Genomic DNA, 18,043 nt, shown 5'->3' with positions numbered 1-18,043 from the left:
CCACCAGATGGGCGATTACGCCAAGGCGCTCGGGGCCAAGCTCCGCGGGATCCGCCAGCAGCAGGGCCTGTCCCTGCACGGGGTCGAGCAGAAGTCCGGAGGCCGCTGGAAGGCCGTCGTCGTCGGTTCGTACGAGCGCGGCGACCGCGCCGTCACCGTGCAGAAGCTCGCCGAGCTCGCCGATTTCTACGGCGTGCCGGTGGTCGAGCTGCTGCCGGAGGGCCGGGTGCCGTCGGGCGCCGAACCCGCCACGAAGATCGTCATCAACCTGGAGCGCCTTCAGCAGCTCCCGGCGGAGAAGGTCGGACCGCTCGCCCGCTACGCGGCCACCATCCAGAGCCAGCGGGGCGACTACAACGGCAAGGTGCTCTCGATCCGCACCGAAGACCTGCGTTCGCTGGCGATCATCTACGACATGACCCCCGGCGAGCTCACCGAGCAGCTGATCGACTGGGGTGTGCTGCCGCCCGAGGCTCGACCGTCCAAAGAGGACTAGATGGTCCATCGCGCGACCGGAAACACGTCTACGGGCCGTGCCTTGGCAAGGCACGGCCCGTTAACATGAAGGCGGCCCGCAGCCGCGTTTCCGGGGCCTGACGGCCAAAACGCGCGACTCCAAAAGATCAAAAGACCTTGGTCACCTCAGCTTTGGTCGCCTCGGCTCTGGTCACCTGATCGTGGTCACCCTTGTCACAAGACGGCCCTGAGCCTGTCGGCGATCGTGCCGATGCGGCCGAGCACGCCGTTCACGAAACGCGGCGAATCGTCGGTCGACAGCTCCTTCGCCAGCCCGACCGCCTCGTCGATGGCGACCGGGTCCGGCACGTCCGTGGCCCACAGCAGCTCGTAGACGCCGACCCGCAGCACCGCGAGGTCCACCGGAGGCATCCGGTCCAGCGTCCAGCCCTGAGCGTGCTCCGAGAGCAGCTCGTCGATCTGGGTCTTGCGCCCGGTGACGCCCTCGACCAGCGAGATCGTGTAGTCGGCGATCGGGTCGACCTCGACGGAACCGACCCTGCCCGCCAGCAGTGTCACCGCGTCGGCACCACGCTGGGCGGCCTCGTACATCATCTCGACCGCGCGCTTGCGGGCCTGACGACGGCTGATCGGCCCGCCGCGATTCGGGGACTTGCCGGCTTTGCCTGAGTCAGCCATCAGTTGGAGACGCGACCCAGGTAGCGGCCGTCACGGGTGTCGACCTTGATCTTCTCGCCGGTGGTGAGGAACAGCGGCACCTGGATCTCGGCGCCGGTCTCCAGGGTGGCCGGCTTGGTGCCACCGGTGGAGCGGTCGCCCTGCAGGCCGGGGTCGGTGTGCTGGACGAGCAGTTCGACCGAGGTCGGCAGCTCGATGTACAGCGGGACACCCTCGTGCACCGCGACCTGGACCTCGAAGTTCTCGAGCAGGTAGTTCGCGTTGTCGCTGACGGTCTCGGCCAGCACGGTGATCTGGTCGTAGGTCTCCGAGTCCATGAACACGAAGTCCGTGCCGTCCTTGTACAGGTACGTCATGTTGCGGCGGTCGACGGTGGCCGTATCGACCTTCGTTCCCGCGTTGAAGGTCTTGTCGACGACCTTGCCGGTCAGCACGTGCTTGAGCGTGGTGCGGACGAACGCACCGCCCTTGCCCGGCTTGACGTGCTGGAACGCGGTGACGGTCCAGAGCTGGCCGTCGAGGTTGAGGACGAGCCCGTTCTTCAGGTCGTTGGTGGTGGCCACGAGTGTGCAGTCTCCTGTGTCGATCTTCCGGGCCGCCGTCAGACGACCACGAGGTCCTTGGTGCTCAGCGTGAGGAGTTCGGGCGTACCTTCCCGCACGACCAGCGTGTCCTCGATGCGCACGCCTCCGCGTCCGGGCAGATACACACCAGGTTCGACGGTGACGGCCATACCGGCGGACAGTGTACCGACGCCGGTGGTGGCGAGGCTGGGCGCCTCGTGCACCTGCAGTCCGACGCCGTGGCCGAGGCCGTGGCCGAACTCCTCCCCGCGCCCCGCGTCGACGATCACACCACGGGCCGCTTTGTCCACTTCGGACACCGCGGCGCCGGGAAGAACGGCGTCGCAACCCGCCGCCTGCGCACGCTGGACCAGCTCGTAGATCTCTTCCTGCCACGCCGCCGGCTTGCCGATGACGAACGTGCGGGTCATGTCGGAGTGGTAGCCGTCGACCGTGGCACCGAAGTCGATCTTGACGAAACCGCCGGTCACGAGCGCGGCCGAGGTGGGCCGGTGATGCGGGATCGCGGAATTGGCGCCCGCCGCGACGATCGTGTCGAACGACGGCCCCGTGGAGCCGTGGCCGAGCATGCGATTCTCGAGGTCGCGGGCGACGTCCAGCTCGGTGCGGCCCGGCCGGAGCCCGCCTGCGGACACCAGGTCCTCCAGCGCCCTGTCGGCCGCCGCGCACGCCTGGCGCAGCGCCTCGATCTCCTGCTCGTCCTTGACCAGTCGCAGCTGCTCGACGAGACCGGGCGTCCGGACCAGCTCGACGCGGTCGAAGCGCACCTTGAGGTCTTCGTGCTGCTCGACACTGACGTGCTGGCTCTCGAACCCGGTCTTGCCGAGCTTCTTACCGGCCGCCAGATCGGCCAACTTCGCCGCGCTCGCGCGGTCCAGCACCCGTTCGAGATCGGACACCTCTGTCGCCGACTGGACCGTGTAGCGGCCGTCGGTACAGAAGATCGTCTTGTCGTCGCCGCCCTCGTGGACGAGGAGAGCGGCGTTGGACCCGGTGAAGCCGGTCAGGTACCTGATGTTGAGCAGGTCCGTGACCAGCAGCGCGTCCACCCCGGAGTCGGCAAGCAGGGAACGCAGCGCCGCGCGGCGGCGAGAGAAGTATTCACGCACGGCATCGAGTTTAGGGGGTGATCCGCCGGTGGCACGCGTTTCGTCGACTGGTTGCGCCGCCGGTGGTCCGTGAAGGGCCCCTTGCCTACCCTGGAGGTAGCGAAGGAGACCTTGACTACCTCCATTCGCCCCAGACGCACAGCGGCCACAACAGCCACAGCGGCTGCGCGTGAAGGTCGAGTTCATTGCGCTAGGTGCAAGGAGGGGGTCCTTCACGTACTTCAGGCGACCGAGGCGGCGGTGAGGCATCGGTCGGGGTGGTCGTGAGTGGCAAGTGTCGTTCTAACCCCACTTGCCACTCACGACCACCCCGACCCGCCACCCACCGCCGCACTCCCCTCTCGCAGCACTTGAAGGCCCTCTTCACGTACCTCAGGCGGCCAGAGCGGCGGGCGACCACCGGTCGCTACTGGCGAGTTAAGCTTCCCCAATGGCACCGTGGCTGACTCGTGGACTCGTGATGGCGCTGCTGCACGGCGCGGCCGTCACCGTGCTGGCCAAGTACGAGGTCTTCAACCCCACCGACAAGACCCTCTTCACCTCCCTCGCCCTCGCCGTCCTGGTCGGCGCGGCGGCGGGCTGGAGCGCCGTGGACGCCTGGCAGGGCAAACCCGAACGCGGCAGGAACTGGTTCATCGCGGCGCTGATCGCCGGCCCGGTCTCGGGCGTGCTGTACGTGATCGGCCGCGCGGTGTTCGTCGACCAGACCGGCGTCTCGGAGCTCGGCGGCGCGCTCACCGGCGGCGCCGCCTTCTCGGCCCTGCTGGTGCTGATCCCGGCAGGGCTCGGCCTGTTCGTCGGCGGCCTGATCGCCAAGAAGGCACCCGCCGAGGATGACGAGGACGAGGATCAGCCCGCGAGCGGGAAACCGGCCGGGAAGCCGTCCCAGGCCTGATCGCTGATCTCCTCGACGGTCGAGTCGTTCAGCGCCGCGGCGCCCGCGTCCGGCACGGCGTAGAGCTTGCCGTCGAGCACCACGCCGAACCCGCGGCCGGGGGCGCGCACCATTTTCGCCCCGGCGCTCAGGCGGGCGGCCTGCGGGAACTTGTCGACGACCGTGAGCCGCTGGTCCAGCACCTCGCCCGCGAGCGCCGACGCCACCGAGCGCCGGTCGACCCGCACCAGGGTGCCGCCGGCCACCAGGTCGATGGTCCGCTGCGGCGACGGCATCGCGACGCCTTCGAACGTGGTCTTGATCCGGGCGTCGCCGTCGCAGGCCCGCGAGCCGCGCACGTCCAGGCCGAAGTGCTTGAGGTCGGTCGGCGCCCCCGCGCCACCGATGACCGTGGCGCGGACGACGTCGAACGGGACCCTGTCGCAGACGTCGCCCGAGGAGAGCGGCGCGTGGCCGTCGGGCCGCCGGACCAGGCCGGGGCCTTCCTTCCACACGCCGGGGATGATCGACGGCCGGTACGGCTGCGCGGTGAAGTCCCTGGTCCAGAAGGTGAGCGTGGTGCCGGTGTCGGTCTCGTGCGCGATCACGAACGCGTCGAGCGCGCCGACCCACATCAGGTCGGTGCTGAACCCGTCGACCAGCGAGCGCGTGCGCGGCGAGATCGTGGTGGGCTTGGCGACGAAGCCCTGCTCCCCCAGCGTCTCCACGCCCTGGGTGAACGCCGCGTCCTTGGCGCGCAGCAGGAACTGCCCGGCGCCGTTCCACCCGGCGGCCTTGGCCGTGGTGTCGGTGAACAGCACGTAGAACCAGCCGTCGAGGTACACCGCCGAGGGCTGTCCGGCGCCGTAGACGTTGTTGGCGCGGTGCACGTCGTGCGAGGGCCCGATGATGGGCAGCCCGCCCGCCGCCCGGGTCCATTTGAGCCCGTCCGGGCTGGTGGCGAGCCCGATCGAGTTGCCGAGCGCGTGGTCGCCCGCCGCGCCGGTGTAGTACATGTAGTAGGTCGAGCCGACCTTGATCACCGACGGGTCGCAGGTGTGCATCCCGTCGAAACCGCCGGGCGCGCCGGAGAACACCGCCTCCGGGCCGCCACCGGACGGACCGGTGAAGGGACCGTCGACCGACGGAGACTGCGCGTAGAGGACGTCGTCGCCGGGCGGCTGGGCGCTGCCGTACTGGCTGCACCACCACATCTTGAGTTTGCCGCCGTCCCGCATCACGGTCGGGCTGTAGTTGTAGACCGCGTCCTGATCGCCCGCGCCCACCACGCCGCCGCTGGCCCTGGGGTCGCTCGTCGCGAGCTCGACGTCCATCGGCCGCGGCTTTTCCTTGGGCGGCGGGGCTCCGCCGATCCCGCCGCTCTTGCCGTCGGCCTGGGACTGCACATTCCCGTCGCTGCACGCCATGAGGACCGCGCCAGCCGCCAGGAGGGCCACCACGACACGGGCGGGTCGCCGACCCCCACGAAAAAGGCGCATGATGGCCGAGTGTAGCGAGACTTACCCCAGCCGGGTGACGTCAGTACCCGGTAGGGCGACCAATTCCACTTCGAAGCCATCGGCGTTTTCGAGGTAGGCGGCGTAGTGGTGATCACCCCCCGCATACGGAAACTTGTCCGCGAACATCGCCGACCAGCCGTGTTCGAGCGCTTTCGAAGCCAGTTCGTTCACCCGATCGCGGGACTCGACGTGCAGGGCGAGATGGTTCAAACCCGGCGCGGTCCGCTCGTGCTTTTCGCCACTGAGCGCGGGAGAACGCTCGACGACGAGGTACGTCGCGCCGTGCTTCCAGCTGACTCCGGCGGGCCAGCGCTGGAACTCGCGCCAGCCGAGTTCGCCGAGGAGCCAGCCCCAGCTCTCCTCCGCGCGGGCGAGATCCGGCACCCACAGTTCGATGTGGTGCGCGCGACCGTGGTCCGAAGGCAGCGCGACGAACACGCGATGCGGACCGCTGCCGTAGTGGTCGCCGCCGCCGACGTCGAGAAATCCCAAGCGCCGCACCAGGTTCTGACTGGCCACATTGGACTCGCCGACCAGTGCCCACACCGACGACAGCCCGAGCCCGACGAGCCCGTGCGCCAGCAGGGCACGCGCCGCCTCGGTCGCCAGACCCTGCCCGCCGTGCGCACGCGACAGGTAATAGCCGATCTCCGGGACGTCGCCCGGCAATTCCACCGACGGCCGCAGATGCGCGAGGCCGATGACCTCGCCGTCGCGTTCGATCGCCCAGTGCCCCATCCCCGCCGGACCGTCGTAGGACAGCCTGCGGCCGACCATCTCGCGGACCAGGTCCGGCTCGGTCAACGGAACCGCGAAATGCGCGCTCATCTCCGGGTCGGCGAAGAGCTTGACGATCGCCTCGGTGTCGGCCTCGGTCAGCGCGCGCAGCCGCAGCCTCGCGGTCGAGATCTCGGGCGGGTTGTTCATGCCGCGTTCGTGGCCATCCAGCGCAGGGCCAGGGGGTAACCGTCGACCCCGAGCCCGGCGATGACCGCGGTGGCGATGTCCGACAGCACGCTGTGGTGCCGGAACTGCTCGCGTCTGTGCACATTGGAGATGTGCAGCTCGATCAAGGGCGCCTTGAGCTGGGCGGCGGCGTCGCGGACCGCGATCGAGTAGTGCGTCCACGCGGCCGCGTTGAGCACCACCGGCCGGCCCGCGTCGGCGGCTTCGTGCAGCCAGCCGACCATCTCGCCCTCGTGGTCGGTCTGCCGGACCTCGACGTCGATCCCGAGTTCTTTCCCGGTCTCGACGCAGGTCGACACCAGGTCGGCGTGCGTCGCGGAACCGTAGATCCCCGGTTCGCGCAGGCCGAGCCTGCCGAGGTTGGGACCGTTGAGGACGAGCACCTTCACAGCAGCACGCTCCCGCCCGCCTTGGGGGCCTCGCCGGCCACCACCGAGTACGCCGCCGCGAGCAGCGACGGGTCGGGGCCTTCCAGCCTGCCGGGTTTCGCGAGCCCGTCGAGGACGACGAAGCGCAGCACGCCCGACCGGGTCTTCTTGTCGCCCTTCATCGTCTCCAGCAGATGCGGGAGCGCGTCCGGGTCGTAGGTGGTCGGCAGGCCCAGGAGCTTGAGCACCGACGTGTGCCGCTCCGCGGTGGCGTCGTCGAGACGGCCGGCCAGGCGGGCGAGTTCGGCGGCGAACACCAGGCCGACGCTGACCGCCGCGCCGTGGCGCCACCGGTACTTCTCGCGGCGTTCGATGGCGTGGGCGAGGGTGTGGCCGTAGTTGAGGATCTCGCGCAGGTCCGACTCGCGCAGGTCCGCGGCGACGACGTCGGCCTTGACCTGGATCGAGCGGCGGACGAGCTCGCTGATGACCTCGCCGGTGGTGTCCAGCGCGGCGGCCGAGTCCTGTTCGACGAGTTCGAGGATGCGCGGGTCCGCGATGAACCCGGTCTTGACGACCTCGGCCATCCCGGCGACGAGTTCGTTGGGCGGCAACGTCTCCAGCGTCGCGAGGTCGACCAGGACCGCGCTCGGCTCGTGGAAGACACCGACGAGGTTCTTGCCGGCCTCGGTGTTGATGCCGGTCTTCCCGCCGAGCGCGGCGTCGACCATGCCCAGCAGCGTGGTGGGCACGTTGACCAGGCGGACGCCGCGCATCCAGGTCGCGGCGACGAAGCCGGCCAGGTCGGTCACGGCGCCGCCGCCGAGTCCGACGACCACGCCCTGGCGGTCCAGGCCCATGCGGCCGAGGACCTCCCAGCAGAAGCTGGCGACGGTGAGCGCCTTGCCGTCTTCGGCGTCGGGGATCTCGACCCGGTGCGCGTCGATCCCGGCCTCGGCCAGTTCGTCGCGGATGGCCTCGGCGGTGGTGGTCAGCGTCGGCGGGTGGATCAGCGCGACCTTGGAGGCGTCGGCGAGCTGCTCGGTGAGCTCGCCCAGCAGGCCGCGGCCGATGACGACGTCGTACGGCTTGGCGGTGTTGACGGTGATGCGGACCGGCTCGGTCATCGTTTCCCTCACTTCGGCGGAAGCCGCTTGGCCCTGGCGACCTCGCAGGTGATCTTGCCCTTGACCGGGGTGTCGCCCGGGATCTCTTCGGTCAGCTTCTGGCCGGGGGTCATCCGGTTCTTCGCGAACAGCGCCTCGCCGGAGGCCTTGCCGTCGGCGTCCTTGATCGCGATGGTGACGGCGTAGCGCGCGTCCTCACCCGTGCTGTTGGTGACCTCGATGGTGATCTTCGGCGTGTAACTGCCGCTGTCGCATTTGGTGACCTTGACGTCCGCCGCGACATCCGTTTCGGGCGCCGCCGAGGCGGGTGCGCCACTGGTCGCGGCGCCGGTCTGGATGACGTCGGCGCCCGCGGGCTGCTTCTCCTCGCCGCAGGCCGTCAGGGTCAAGGCCACGGCGGCGAGGACGACGCCGGCGATGGTGCGCTTCATGCTCGTTCCTTGCTGATCTCGGCCAGCCCGATGAGGGCGGCCTGGACGACCTCGTCGGGCGTCAGCTGATCGGTCTCGATCTCGAACGTGCACACCTCGCGGTACACGGGCAGCCGCGCGTCGAGGAGCGCCTTGTAGGTGGCGCGGGGGTTCACCCCGGCCAGCAGCGGGCGCGCCGTCGAGAGCCCGGCGCGTTGAACGCCCGCGGCCATCCCGACGTTGAGGAAGACCACCGTGTGCCCGGCCAGCCGCTCCCGGGTGCCGGGAGTGATCGGCGCTCCCCCGCCCAGGGAGAGGACGCCGTCGTGCTCGGCCAGCGCTTTCGCGACCATCTCCTCTTCCAGCGCGCGGAAGGCGGGCTCGCCCTCGTCCGCGAAGATGTCGGTGATGGGCTTGCCCGCGCCGGCGACGATGTCGTCGTCGCTGTCGCGGAACGCGAGGCCGAGCCGGGCGGCGAGCGCCGGGCCGACCGTGCTCTTGCCCGAGCCCGGCGGCCCGATGATCACCGCGCGAGGAGTCACCAGCGCTCCTCGAGCGCCTTCAGGTAGGCCTCGGCGTTGCGCTTGCCCTCGGCCAGCGAGTCGCCGCCGAACTTCTCCAGCGCGGCGTCCGCGAGGATCAGCGCGACCACCGACTCCAGCACGACACCGGCGCGGGGTACCGCGCAGACGTCGGAACGCTGGTGGATGGCGACCGCGGGTTCGCCGGTCGTGACATCCACAGTGGACAGTGCTTTGGGGACGGTCGAAATCGGCTTCATGGCGACGCGCACGCGCAGCGGCTCGCCGTTGGTGATGCCGCCTTCGAGCCCGCCCGCGCGGTTGGACCGGCGGGTCACCCCGACCGGACCGGTGCCGCGGTCGATCTCGTCGTGGGCCTGGCTGCCCCAGCGCTTGGCCGTGGTGAAGCCGTCGCCGACCTCCACGCCCTTCATCGCCTGGACGCCCATGAGCGCGCCGGCGAGGCGGGCGTCGAGCCTGCGGTCCCAGTGGACGTGCGAGCCGAGGCCCGGCGGCAGGCCGTAGGCGATCACCTCGATCACGCCGCCGACGGTGTCACCCGCCTTCCGCACGGCGTCGACCTCGGCGACCATCGCGTCGGTCCCCTCCTGGCCGAAGGCGCGGACCGGGCTCTCGTCGATGGCGGGCAGGTCCGACGCCACGGGCAGCGGGCCCTCCGGCGCCGACGCACCGCCGATGGACACGACGTGGCTGAGGATCTCGACCCCGAGCAGCTGCTTGAGGTACGCGCGGGCCACCGTGCCGAGCGCCGTGCGGGACGCCGTCTCGCGGGCGCTCGCACGCTCCAGCACCGGACGAGCCTCGGGGAAGCCGTACTTCTGCATCCCGGGAAGATCCGCGTGGCCGGGCCGGGGACGGGTCAGCGGCTCGTTGCGCGCCAGGCCTTCCAGCTCCTCGGCGGGCACGGGATCGGCCGACATGACCTTCTCCCACTTGGGCCACTCGGCGTTCTCGATCTGGACCGCGACGGGGCCACCCTGGGTGAGCCCGTGCCGGACACCGCCGGTGAACTCGATGTGGTCGGTCTCGAAGCCCATCCGGGGGCTGCGGCCGAAGCCGAGCCTCCGTCGCGCGAGCTGCTCGCTCACCTCGGCGGTGGTGACCTCGACCCCGGCGGGCATCCCTTCCAGGATGGCGGCGAGGGCGGGTCCGTGCGATTCCCCTGCGGTTATCCAGCGCAACACCTGACAGATCCTGTCACAACCTCCTCTCCGTCCCAGGACAGGCCGGGCTATCCCGGACCAGGTCCGGCGAAGACGGCGAGCGCCCACGCCGCGACCAGGAGACCGGGCCCGTGCGGCACCGCGGGATGCCGGGGCCCGCCCACGGCGAGCGCCACGCTCAGTAGCGCCGCGGCGACGGCGCCGAGCACGACCGACGGCCAGCCCGTCGCGGCGAGGACCGCGCCGAGGCTGCCGGCGAGCTTCACGTCCCCGGCGCCGAGCGAGCGTGGCGACAGCGCGTGGACGAGCGCGTGCGCCCCGCCGAAGACCAGCGCGCCGAGGACGGCCCGCCAGGCGATGTCCGCCCCTCCCCCGGACGCGGCGACCGCCAGCGCGGCGGCCAGCGCCGGGTACGCGGGCAGGGTCAGGATGTCGGGCAGGCGGCGGTACTTGAGGTCGGCGAGCGCCAGCGGGACCGCGAAGACGGTCAGGACGGCCGGGACAGCGAGCCACCACGACTGCCAGGCCCCGGCTTGATACCTCAGCCAGACCGCGACGAGCGCCGCCGCGGCGAGGGCGGCCGCCCAAGCCGTCACCGGCGCTCCGGCCCGGCGCAGGCAGGAGCGCGTGGCGAGCGCCGATCCGGCGCCCGCCACCGCGAAGGCGATGGGCATGAACACAAGATCAAGAGTGCGCCCGTCGCGCTCGGTGAGGCAAGGATTTCTTTTCGTGACAGGGACTTTCACGTGAGTTCCGCCTTCAATCACGCGAGTTCGCCGTCTGATCACGCGAGTTCGCCGCCTGATCACGCGGGTCACGTCTTGCACCTGACCGCGCACTTTCGGTGGCCGGGCGCGGGCTGAAGGGGCACTTCAGCGCCTGAGGCGGAACCCGGCCCAATCCGCGCCGCTCCCGGTTCCGAAGGCCTGTCATGACACCGGGATCAGGGGTTCATCCGCAGCAGCGGAAGACCCGAGGGCGTGCGGATCTCCAGCGCCTTGATGTCCCCGGTGCGCATCGCGGTGCCGACCACGATGTGCGCGGTGTCCTTGGGCATCGCGCGCCAGGACGCCAGTTCGCTGGTACCCCCGTCGGCGCCGACGGCGACCAGGATGTAGTCCCCGGTGCGGTTGCCGCCGTAGCTGCACGTCATGTCGACCTTCGTGCCGGTGTCCGTGGCGGACATGGCGACGTCGGCGGTCACCGGGTAATCGCCGAGCAGGGTCATCGGGTCACCCGCCGACGCGACCGGCCCGGTCAGGACGACGGCGAGCGCGACACCGGCGGCGACGGCCACACCGGCCGCCGTGGTGGTGATCGCCCGTTGGATCCGTCTTCCCCGGCGGACCCGTTTGAGCACGCCGGGCAGCAGTTCCGGCGAGGGCGCCGGTTCCTCCTCCAGTAGCGCGGGGGCACCGGCTTGGGCGAGCAGTCCGGGGATCCCGGCCAGATCGCGTACGGAAGCCGCGCACCGGTCACACACGCGAAGGTGTTTCTCGTAGGCGAACCGGTCGTCCGGGGACAACGCCCCGAGCACGTAGGCCGCGTCGTAGGTGGCGAAGGGGTCGGTCATTGAGTCACCCCTCTCTCCTCCAATACCAGCCGCAACGCCCGCAAGGCGTAATGCGTCCGCGACTTGATGGTCCCTTCGGCCACACCCAGCCGCTTCGCTGCGTCGGCGACGGAGTAACCCTGGAAGTAGCACAGGACAAGGACGTCTCGATGCCTCGGCGAAAGCTCGCCGAGGGCTTCGGCGACCAGCCAGCCCTGAACCGCCCGTTCGGTGCCGTCCGTGACCGCCGTTTCGGGCGGTTGACCGGTCACCACCTCCGGATGCGCCTCGGAAGCACGCCAGTCGTCGATGGCGATCCGTCTCGCCACGGTGAACAGCCAGCCCCGCGCCGATCCCTCGGACTGGTCCAGCACCTTGGCGTTGCGCCAGGCCCGCAGCAGCGTCTCCTGGACGACGTCCTCCGCGCGGACCCGGTCACCGCTGGTCAGGTGCAGTGCGTAGGACCAGAGCGCCGCGGCGTGCTCCTCGTGCAAAGCCCGCATCAGCCGGTCCTCCGCGAATTCCTTCACCGATCTGTGCCTTCGCGGTTGCGGAGCAGAGGGAGGGCGAAGACCACGCAGGCCACTTCGGTGATCAGGCCCCAGAGCTCGGCCTGGGTGGTGAAGCGCTCTGAGACGCCGAAGAACCCTGTGGTCAGGGAGAGCACGTACGCACCCAGCGTCGCCAAGCCGAAGCCGATCGCCGCCAGCGCGGGAAGCCAGTGGTGCCAGACCAGGACGGCGACCGCGATGACCACGCCCGCGACGACGTTCACCAGAAAGAGCGGTCCGACCACGTCCGTTCCGGACGCCCAGTCCTGCCATACGACGTAATGCACCCACGCCGAGCCGAGCAGGCCCGCCGCCACCACCGCCCGCAACAACCACCGGATCATGTCCGTATCTCTTTCCGCGTGTTCGGTTCCCCTATGCCTTTGAACACGGAAAAGAGGGCCTCTCGGTTCAATCCCGCACCCGATGGTCGGCGAAATTGAACCGGATGGCCGCTCCGGCCGTGTGTATGGGCATGACTGCCGAACTCCCCTCCCGCCGCACCGTCCTGACCACCGGGGCCGCCGTCGCCGGCGTGGCCGTCGGTGCCGTGGCTCTCGCGGCCTGCGGAAACGACACTCCGTCGGCCGGCTCGGCCGCCGCCCCGCCCGCCGCGGCACCGGGCGAAACCCTGACCGCGCTCGCCGACATCGAGGTCGGTCAGGCGAAGGCCGCCAAGACCGCCGACGGCAAGGACGTGATCGTCACCAGGACCGCCGAAGACACCGCGGCCGCGTTCAGCGCGATCTGCACGCACCAGGGCTGCGCGGTCGTTCCGGCCGGCGCGGAGCTCAAATGTCCCTGCCACAGCTCGATCTTCGACGCGAAGACCGGCGCGGTCAAAAAGGGACCGGCGGACCAGCCGCTGCCCTCGATCGCGGTCAAGGTCACGAACGGCCAGGTCGTCACGGCCTGACGAACATGCGAAAGGTCCCTTTAGGACGGAATTCCCGTCCTAAAGGGACCTTTTCGAGCCAAAGGTTTCAGCTGTCCCAGGTGAAAATCGGGTCGCCCGGCTCGACGTCGCCGCCGGTCAGCAGTCCCGAAAGGACTTCGGCCTTCGCGTCCAGCGCCACCACGGGCACGATCGGCGAGTAGCCGGCGGCCTTGACCGCGTCGGGGTCCCAGCCGACGACCGGCTGCCCGGCGCGGACGGCCTCACCCTTGACGACGTGGAGGGTGAACCCCTCGCCCTTCTGCTTCACCGTGTCGATCCCGAGGTGGACCAGCACCCCGCGGCCGTCTTCGGTGGCCACGACGAAAGCGTGCGGGTGCAGGGTCACGACGGTCCCGTCGACCGGCGAGACCGCGTCCTGGCGTCCGCCCGAGGGCAGGACCGCGAGGCCGGGGCCGACCATCGCCTGCGCGAAGACCGGGTCGGGCACTTCGGTCATAGCGGTCGTCTTGCCGCTTACCGGGCTCAGGATTTCGAGGCTCACATCAGGTCCTCGATGTCGCTGGCGATCGTGTCGGCCTCCGGCCCCACGATCACCTGGACACCCGCGCCCATGCGCACGACGCCCATCGCGCCGGCTGCCTTCAGCGCCGCCTCGTCGAGCAGGCTCATGTCTTCGAGCTCACAGCGGAGCCGGGTGATGCACCCCTCCACCTCGATGACGTTCTCGGCGCCGCCGAGCGCCGCGAGGATCTTTTCCGGCCTGTCATCCGCCATCGCGGTCTCCCTGTTCCCTGTCGGTTTCCCACATGCGAACCAGCTGTACTACGCCGTTCGCCGACTCGCACGCCATCCCTGGCCACGAACGCGTAACGGTGGTTGACACCCGCTCGTGCGACGGAGCATCCTGCCCCATCGGATCATTGGTCTAGACCGGAACGTACCAATCTTCCGGACCAGATGCGAGTACGGGTTACCCGAACGACCGGCCCGAAAGGACGGTGACAGTCATGAGCGCTTCGGCGCAGGTGCCGCCGTCCGACCGTGTGATCAACGGACCGACGCCCAAGCACGCCCAGCTGAGGGAGATTCTGCGCCGCACAGTGGAGCGTGAGCTACCCCCCGGCTCGCCTATCCCCTCGGAACGTGACCTGGCCGAGACCTATCAGGTGTCCAGGCTCACGGTCCGGTCCGCGATCGGCAAGCTGGTCGAAGAAGGACTCCTGTCGCGCGTGCGCGGCAAGGGGACGTTCACCGCCGCGAGGCGGATGGAACTGCAGCTCTACCTGATGTCCTTCACCGAGGACATGCGCCGTCGCGGGATGACCCCGACCACGGAGGTCGTCAAGACCGCCACCGAGGTCCCGCCCGCCCCCTCGGCGCACGCCCTCGGCCTGACCGCCGGAACCCCGGCACACCGGCTGGTGCGGCTCCGCCGTGCCGACGGGGTGCCGCTCGCGGTCGAACGAGGCTGGTATCACGCGGGCCGGATGCCCGGTCTGCTCGACCTCGATCTCACTCGATCGTTGTACGTCCAACTCGCCCAGTCGTATGACCTCCGCCCGGACCACGCGTGGCAGACGGTCTGGGCGGAATCCGCGGACCGCGAAACGGCACGCCTGCTCGGCATGCGCGCCGGCAGTCCGCTTCTTGTCTTCCGCCGGGTCTCCAGCGTCAACGGGGAACCGATCGAAGACATGACTTCCTGGTACCGGGGCGATCACTACCAGGTCACCATGCAGCTTGACCGGAACACCCCGGATTCCGGTCATCATCCTCACTACGGAGGTACCCGATGAGCTCCACCACCGCGGAGGGGGCGAAGGGCAAGGGCAAGGGACTGGCCGGGCTTCAGCGCTTCGGCCGCAGCCTCATGCTCCCCATCGCCGCCCTGCCCGCCGCCGCGCTCCTGTCCAGGCTCGGTCAGCCTGACCTGCTCGGCGAGAAAGGCCTCGGCTGGAACAAGGTCGCCGAGGTGCTCGGCGCGGCAGGCGACTCGCTGTTCAACTGGCTGCCGCTCCTGTTCGCGGTGGGTATCGCGGTCGGGTTCGCCCGGAAGAGCGACGGCGCCACCGGCCTCGCCGCCGTGGTCGGTTTCTTCGTGTTCACCAGCGTCCTCCGGGTGTTCGCGCCGTTCGCCGATCTCCCCGGCTGGAACCCCGAAAAGCCCGCCGGCCTGATGCTCAACCCGATCAAGTGGCCCTACAGTGTGCTGGCCGGTGTGATCGTCGGTCTGGTCACGGCGCTGCTGTGGCAGAAGTTCTATCGCATCAAGCTGCCGCCGTACCTGGCCTTCTTCGGCGGGCGCCGGTTCGTGCCGATCATCACCGCCCTGACGCTGATGGTCCTCGCGGTGCCGCTGGGCCTGGTCTTCCACTGGGTCAACGAGGGCATCCAGGCCGCCGGTGAGGCGGTCACCGGGTCGCCGGTGGTCGGTGGCGGTATCTACGGTGTGCTCAACCGCCTGTTGATCCCGGTCGGTCTGCACCAGCTGCTGAACGTGCCGGTGTGGTTCATCTTCGACGGCGGTGACCTCACCAAGTTCTTCGAGGGCGACCCGACCCGCGGCACCTTCATGACCGGGTTCTTCCCGATCTTCATGTTCGCCATCCCCGCCGCGGCGCTGGCGATCTGGCAGAGCGCGAAGCCCAGCCAGAAGAAGATCGTCGGCGGTGTGATGATCGCCGGTGCGCTGACCTCGTTCCTGACCGGTGTCACCGAGCCGATCGAGTTCTCGTTCATGTACGTCGCGTGGCCGCTGTACCTGATCCACGCAGTCCTGACCGGCACCTCGATGGCGCTGGTGAACGCGCTCGACATCCACCTCGGCTTCGGGTTCTCCGCCGGTGCGATCGACTTCGCGCTCAACAGCACCCACCCGGCGGCGAGCAAGGCGTGGCTGCTCATCCCGATCGGCCTGGCCTACGCGGTCATCTACTACGTGATCTTCCGTTTCGTGATCACCAAGTGGAACCTGCGGACCCCGGGCCGCGAGGACGACTCGATCGAGGCCGACCTCGAAGCCACCGCGGCCAAGCCCGCCACGAAGTAAGCTCAGTTTCAAGAAAACCGAAGGCACGAAAGGGAAAGAACATGCCGGAGAAACGCGTCACCGTGGCCAGCAAGGTGGGCCTGCACGCCAGGCCCGCGGCGACGGTCGCCAAGGCGGCCGCGGCGCAGCCCGTCGCGGTGTCCATCGCCAAGGCGGGCGGCGACCCGGTCGCGGCCGGCAGCGTGCTGAACCTGATGACGCTCGCCGCCGGTTACGGCGACGAGGTCATCATCAGTGCCGAGGGTGAAGGTGCCGAGGCGGCCGTCGACGCCATCGCCGAGCTGGTGGCGACCGACCTCGACGCCTGATCCCCATCCCTGCGAAGCCCGGGCCGCCCCGACCGGCCCGGGCTTCGTAGGGTGTGGGCATGGAAAGCCTGCGCGAGATCGAACAGTGGCCGGTGGACACCGCCGCCACGGCCGTGGTGACCGCCGCCGGTGACGTGCTGGGCACGCACGGCGACACGGCGAAGGTGTACAAGCTGGCGTCGGTGACCAAGCCGCTCACGGCCTACGCCGCGCTGATCGCCATCGAAGAGGGCGTCGTCGAACTCGACACCCCCGCCGGGCCGGAGGGCTCCACGATCCGGCACCTGCTCTCGCATACTTCGGGACTGGCCTTCAACGAGCACAAGGCGATGGCCGCGCCCGGCAACCGGCGCCTGTACTCCAACGCCGGATTCGAACAGCTCGCCGACGCGCTCACCGAGCATTCCGGCATCCCCTTCGCCGACTACCAGGCGGAGGCGCTTTTCCAGCCGCTCGGCATGAAGTCGACCAAGCTGAGCGGTTCCCCCGCCGCGGGCGCGGAGTCCACTGTGGACGACCTGGTCGCGTTCGCCGCCGAGCTGCAGGCTCCGAAGCTCATCTCCGCCGAGACGGTGCGCGAGGCGACTTCCGTGGTCTTCCCAGGGCTTTCCGGCGTCCTGCCCGGTTTCGGCCACCAGAAGCCGAACGACTGGGGCCTCGGCTTCGAGATCCGCGACCACAAGGGTCCACATTGGACCGGCTCGTCGAGCTCGCCGCGGACCTTCGGCCACTTCGGGCAGTCCGGCACGTTCCTCTGGGTCGATCCCGACGCCGGTGCCGCCTGCGTCGCGCTCACCGACCGCGCTTTCGGCCCGTGGGCGGCCGAGGTGTGGCCGCCCTACACCGACGCGGTGCTCGCCGAACTGCGCGGCCTCACTCCATGACGCGGATCGGCGAACCCGCCTGGAAGGCCGCGATGTCCTCGACGGCGTCGCGGTAGAAGATCTCGTAGGTCTCCCTGGTGACGTAGCCGATGTGCGGGGTGAGCACGACGTTGTCCAGCGTCCGCAGCGGATGCTCCGGCGGCAGCGGCTCGACGTCGTAGACATCCAGCGCGGCGACCGCGATCTCCTTGCGGCGCAAGGAGTCCACCAGAGCGGCTTCGTCCACGATCGGGCCGCGCGAGGTGTTGACCAGCATCGCCGTCGGCTTCATCGCGGCGAGTTCGGTCGCGCCGACCAGCCCCCGGCTGCGGCGGCTGAGCACCAGGTGGACCGAAAGGACGTCCGCGCGGGCGAACAGTTCGTCCTTCGACACCGCCGTCACGCCGTGGGGATCGGCTTTCTCCTGGGTCAGGTTCTGACTCCAGGCGATGGTCTCCATGCCGAACGCCTGGCCGATCTTGGCCGCGCCCGCGCCGAGCCTGCCGAGCCCGAGCAGGCCGAGGGTCTTGCCGGACAGGATCGTGCCGACCGTCGTCTGCCAGCCGCCCTCGCGCATGTTCGCCGACTCCACCGGCACGTTCCGCGCGGCGGCGAGGATCAGCGCCCAGGTGTGCTCGGCCGCCGGGGCCGCGATGTAGCCGGTCGAGGAGACGACCACGCCGTTGCGCCGGGCGGCGGGCACGTCGATCGCGGCGTTGCGGTGGCCGGTGCTCACCAGCAGTTTGAGCGCGGGCAGCCGGTCGAGCACTTCGGCGGGGAAGCGGGTGCGCTCGCGCATCGCGACCACGACCTCGAAGTCCCGCAGGCGGGCCACTACGTCGGCCGGATCCGCGAACGGCGTCGTGAACACCTCGATCTCGGCGCCGAGGGAGTCCCAGTCGGCGTAATCGAGTGCCACGTTCTGGTAGTCGTCGAGAATCGCGATCTTCATGGTGACCAGGCTAAAACAGGCTAGGGTCGGGCGCCGAAGACCATCCCAAGGA

Annotated in this window: 23 protein-coding genes and 1 pseudogene; 7 read left to right on the top strand and 17 right to left on the bottom strand. The window is 69.8% G+C overall.

Annotated elements, in window-relative coordinates:
• Positions 1 to 7 precede the first annotated feature (7 nt).
• Positions 8 to 496 (top strand): transcriptional regulator BldD, encoded by a 489-nt coding sequence (gene bldD, locus ACFOSH_RS06595; RefSeq protein WP_003096372.1) that lies wholly within the window; start codon positions 8 to 10, stop codon positions 494 to 496.
• A gap of 194 nt (positions 497 to 690) precedes the next feature.
• On the opposite strand, the gene nusB is transcribed toward bldD, so the two are convergent.
• Genes nusB through ACFOSH_RS06580 form a run of 3 tightly spaced genes read right to left on the bottom strand, consistent with a single transcriptional unit; the run spans position 691 to position 2,848 of the window.
• A complete protein-coding gene (nusB, locus tag ACFOSH_RS06590) occupies positions 691 to 1,155 on the bottom strand; it encodes a transcription antitermination factor NusB (RefSeq protein WP_378237786.1) in 465 nt (154 codons plus the stop codon).
• Positions 1,155 to 1,718, bottom strand: coding sequence for an elongation factor P (efp, locus tag ACFOSH_RS06585; protein WP_378237784.1), 564 nt, complete (start codon positions 1,716 to 1,718; stop codon positions 1,155 to 1,157). The genes nusB and efp overlap by 1 nt, the downstream gene beginning before the upstream one ends.
• Positions 1,719 to 1,756: 38 nt before the next feature.
• The gene (locus ACFOSH_RS06580) at positions 1,757 to 2,848 is read right to left on the bottom strand and encodes a M24 family metallopeptidase (RefSeq protein WP_378237783.1); all 1,092 of its coding nucleotides are present in this window, start codon (positions 2,846 to 2,848) and stop codon (positions 1,757 to 1,759) included.
• 460 nt (positions 2,849 to 3,308) lie between these two features.
• Here ACFOSH_RS06580 and ACFOSH_RS06575 point away from each other — a divergent pair, with 460 nt between their 5' ends.
• The gene (locus ACFOSH_RS06575) at positions 3,309 to 3,743 is read left to right on the top strand and encodes a hypothetical protein (protein WP_378237904.1); all 435 of its coding nucleotides are present in this window, start codon (positions 3,309 to 3,311) and stop codon (positions 3,741 to 3,743) included.
• Here ACFOSH_RS06575 and ACFOSH_RS06570 read toward each other — a convergent pair.
• The 11 genes from ACFOSH_RS06570 to ACFOSH_RS06520 form a co-directional block, all read right to left on the bottom strand.
• Positions 3,698 to 5,182: a beta-xylosidase gene (locus ACFOSH_RS06570; RefSeq protein ID WP_378237903.1), complete on the bottom strand. Its 1,485-nt coding sequence runs from the start codon at positions 5,180 to 5,182 to the stop codon at positions 3,698 to 3,700. The two genes, ACFOSH_RS06575 and ACFOSH_RS06570, sit on opposite strands and share 46 nt — an antisense overlap.
• 60 nt (positions 5,183 to 5,242) lie before the next feature.
• The gene (locus tag ACFOSH_RS06565) at positions 5,243 to 6,169 is read right to left on the bottom strand and encodes a GNAT family N-acetyltransferase (protein WP_378237782.1); all 927 of its coding nucleotides are present in this window, start codon (positions 6,167 to 6,169) and stop codon (positions 5,243 to 5,245) included.
• Entirely contained in the window at positions 6,166 to 6,597 is a 432-nt protein-coding gene (gene aroQ, locus ACFOSH_RS06560; RefSeq protein ID WP_378237781.1) for a type II 3-dehydroquinate dehydratase, read from the bottom strand. Before aroQ ends, ACFOSH_RS06565 begins: the two co-directional genes overlap by 4 nt.
• The gene (aroB, locus tag ACFOSH_RS06555; RefSeq protein WP_378237780.1) at positions 6,594 to 7,703 is read right to left on the bottom strand and encodes a 3-dehydroquinate synthase; all 1,110 of its coding nucleotides are present in this window, start codon (positions 7,701 to 7,703) and stop codon (positions 6,594 to 6,596) included. The genes aroQ and aroB overlap by 4 nt, the downstream gene beginning before the upstream one ends.
• A gap of 8 nt (positions 7,704 to 7,711) precedes the next feature.
• The gene (locus ACFOSH_RS06550; RefSeq protein WP_378237779.1) at positions 7,712 to 8,134 is read right to left on the bottom strand and encodes a hypothetical protein; all 423 of its coding nucleotides are present in this window, start codon (positions 8,132 to 8,134) and stop codon (positions 7,712 to 7,714) included.
• A complete protein-coding gene (locus tag ACFOSH_RS06545) occupies positions 8,131 to 8,655 on the bottom strand; it encodes a shikimate kinase (RefSeq protein ID WP_378237777.1) in 525 nt (174 codons plus the stop codon). Before ACFOSH_RS06545 ends, ACFOSH_RS06550 begins: the two co-directional genes overlap by 4 nt.
• Complete coding sequence (gene aroC, locus ACFOSH_RS06540; RefSeq protein WP_378237775.1) at positions 8,652 to 9,839, bottom strand: chorismate synthase; 1,188 nt, start codon at positions 9,837 to 9,839, stop codon at positions 8,652 to 8,654. The genes ACFOSH_RS06545 and aroC overlap by 4 nt, the downstream gene beginning before the upstream one ends.
• A gap of 47 nt (positions 9,840 to 9,886) precedes the next feature.
• Complete coding sequence (locus tag ACFOSH_RS06535; RefSeq protein WP_378237774.1) at positions 9,887 to 10,498, bottom strand: prepilin peptidase; 612 nt, start codon at positions 10,496 to 10,498, stop codon at positions 9,887 to 9,889.
• Between the two features lie 263 nt (positions 10,499 to 10,761).
• Complete coding sequence (locus ACFOSH_RS06530) at positions 10,762 to 11,391, bottom strand: anti-sigma factor family protein (protein ID WP_378237773.1); 630 nt, start codon at positions 11,389 to 11,391, stop codon at positions 10,762 to 10,764.
• Positions 11,388 to 11,900: a sigma-70 family RNA polymerase sigma factor gene (locus ACFOSH_RS06525; protein ID WP_378237772.1), complete on the bottom strand. Its 513-nt coding sequence runs from the start codon at positions 11,898 to 11,900 to the stop codon at positions 11,388 to 11,390. The genes ACFOSH_RS06530 and ACFOSH_RS06525 overlap by 4 nt, the downstream gene beginning before the upstream one ends.
• Positions 11,897 to 12,265, bottom strand: coding sequence for a hypothetical protein (locus ACFOSH_RS06520; protein ID WP_378237771.1), 369 nt, complete (start codon positions 12,263 to 12,265; stop codon positions 11,897 to 11,899). The genes ACFOSH_RS06525 and ACFOSH_RS06520 overlap by 4 nt, the downstream gene beginning before the upstream one ends.
• Positions 12,266 to 12,396: 131 nt before the next feature.
• Here ACFOSH_RS06520 and ACFOSH_RS06515 point away from each other — a divergent pair, with 131 nt between their 5' ends.
• Positions 12,397 to 12,837 carry a QcrA and Rieske domain-containing protein gene (locus ACFOSH_RS06515; RefSeq protein WP_378237770.1) on the top strand — a complete coding sequence of 147 codons (441 nt, stop codon included), beginning with the start codon at positions 12,397 to 12,399 and terminating at the stop codon, positions 12,835 to 12,837.
• 67 nt (positions 12,838 to 12,904) lie between these two features.
• Here ACFOSH_RS06515 and ACFOSH_RS06510 read toward each other — a convergent pair whose 3' ends face one another.
• On the bottom strand, positions 12,905 to 13,360 hold the full coding sequence (locus ACFOSH_RS06510; protein WP_378237769.1) for a PTS sugar transporter subunit IIA: 456 nt from the start codon (positions 13,358 to 13,360) through the stop codon (positions 12,905 to 12,907).
• A pseudogene (locus tag ACFOSH_RS06505) lies at positions 13,357 to 13,602 on the bottom strand (glucose PTS transporter subunit EIIB); the annotation flags it as partial. The pseudogene ACFOSH_RS06505 and the gene ACFOSH_RS06510, both read right to left, overlap by 4 nt.
• Positions 13,603 to 13,826: 224 nt before the next feature.
• Here ACFOSH_RS06505 and ACFOSH_RS06500 point away from each other — a divergent pair.
• Genes ACFOSH_RS06500 through ACFOSH_RS06485 form a run of 4 tightly spaced genes read left to right on the top strand, consistent with a single transcriptional unit; the run spans position 13,827 to position 17,060 of the window.
• On the top strand, positions 13,827 to 14,615 hold the full coding sequence (locus ACFOSH_RS06500) for a GntR family transcriptional regulator (RefSeq protein ID WP_191254040.1): 789 nt from the start codon (positions 13,827 to 13,829) through the stop codon (positions 14,613 to 14,615).
• Positions 14,612 to 15,868, top strand: coding sequence for a PTS transporter subunit EIIC (locus ACFOSH_RS06495; RefSeq protein ID WP_378237768.1), 1,257 nt, complete (start codon positions 14,612 to 14,614; stop codon positions 15,866 to 15,868). The genes ACFOSH_RS06500 and ACFOSH_RS06495 overlap by 4 nt, the downstream gene beginning before the upstream one ends.
• A 41-nt stretch (positions 15,869 to 15,909) precedes the next feature.
• Entirely contained in the window at positions 15,910 to 16,176 is a 267-nt protein-coding gene (locus ACFOSH_RS06490; protein WP_076163675.1) for an HPr family phosphocarrier protein, read from the top strand.
• A 59-nt stretch (positions 16,177 to 16,235) separates the two neighbouring features.
• Complete coding sequence (locus ACFOSH_RS06485) at positions 16,236 to 17,060, top strand: serine hydrolase domain-containing protein (RefSeq protein ID WP_378237767.1); 825 nt, start codon at positions 16,236 to 16,238, stop codon at positions 17,058 to 17,060.
• On the opposite strand, the gene ACFOSH_RS06480 is transcribed toward ACFOSH_RS06485, so the two are convergent.
• The gene (locus ACFOSH_RS06480; protein ID WP_378237766.1) at positions 17,050 to 17,991 is read right to left on the bottom strand and encodes a D-2-hydroxyacid dehydrogenase family protein; all 942 of its coding nucleotides are present in this window, start codon (positions 17,989 to 17,991) and stop codon (positions 17,050 to 17,052) included. The genes ACFOSH_RS06485 and ACFOSH_RS06480 overlap by 11 nt on opposite strands.
• Positions 17,992 to 18,043: the final 52 nt, after the last annotated feature.

This window comes from Amycolatopsis speibonae (assembly GCF_042647925.1).
GTDB classification, from domain to species: domain Bacteria; phylum Actinomycetota; class Actinomycetes; order Mycobacteriales; family Pseudonocardiaceae; genus Amycolatopsis; species Amycolatopsis speibonae.
The sequence above is the reverse complement of the archived record's forward strand: the minus strand, read 5'-3'. Positions and strand labels throughout refer to the sequence as shown.

What these genes read in the sequence shown, in the direction of transcription:
- ACFOSH_RS06530 (WP_378237773.1), bottom strand. Translation starts at nt 11,391, where the DNA reads ATGACCGACCCCTTCGCCACCTACGACGCGGCCTACGTGCTCGGGGCG.
- aroB (WP_378237780.1), bottom strand. Translation starts at nt 7,703, where the DNA reads ATGACCGAGCCGGTCCGCATCACCGTCAACACCGCCAAGCCGTACGAC.
- ACFOSH_RS06565 (WP_378237782.1), bottom strand. Translation starts at nt 6,169, where the DNA reads ATGAACAACCCGCCCGAGATCTCGACCGCGAGGCTGCGGCTGCGCGCG.
- ACFOSH_RS06480 (WP_378237766.1), bottom strand. Translation starts at nt 17,991, where the DNA reads ATGAAGATCGCGATTCTCGACGACTACCAGAACGTGGCACTCGATTAC.
- ACFOSH_RS06485 (WP_378237767.1), top strand. Translation starts at nt 16,236, where the DNA reads ATGGAAAGCCTGCGCGAGATCGAACAGTGGCCGGTGGACACCGCCGCC.
- ACFOSH_RS06575 (WP_378237904.1), top strand. Translation starts at nt 3,309, where the DNA reads ATGGCGCTGCTGCACGGCGCGGCCGTCACCGTGCTGGCCAAGTACGAG.
- ACFOSH_RS06520 (WP_378237771.1), bottom strand. Translation starts at nt 12,265, where the DNA reads ATGATCCGGTGGTTGTTGCGGGCGGTGGTGGCGGCGGGCCTGCTCGGC.
- ACFOSH_RS06490 (WP_076163675.1), top strand. Translation starts at nt 15,910, where the DNA reads ATGCCGGAGAAACGCGTCACCGTGGCCAGCAAGGTGGGCCTGCACGCC.
- ACFOSH_RS06500 (WP_191254040.1), top strand. Translation starts at nt 13,827, where the DNA reads ATGAGCGCTTCGGCGCAGGTGCCGCCGTCCGACCGTGTGATCAACGGA.
- ACFOSH_RS06495 (WP_378237768.1), top strand. Translation starts at nt 14,612, where the DNA reads ATGAGCTCCACCACCGCGGAGGGGGCGAAGGGCAAGGGCAAGGGACTG.
- ACFOSH_RS06515 (WP_378237770.1), top strand. Translation starts at nt 12,397, where the DNA reads ATGACTGCCGAACTCCCCTCCCGCCGCACCGTCCTGACCACCGGGGCC.
- bldD (WP_003096372.1), top strand. Translation starts at nt 8, where the DNA reads ATGGGCGATTACGCCAAGGCGCTCGGGGCCAAGCTCCGCGGGATCCGC.
- ACFOSH_RS06550 (WP_378237779.1), bottom strand. Translation starts at nt 8,134, where the DNA reads ATGAAGCGCACCATCGCCGGCGTCGTCCTCGCCGCCGTGGCCTTGACC.
- nusB (WP_378237786.1), bottom strand. Translation starts at nt 1,155, where the DNA reads ATGGCTGACTCAGGCAAAGCCGGCAAGTCCCCGAATCGCGGCGGGCCG.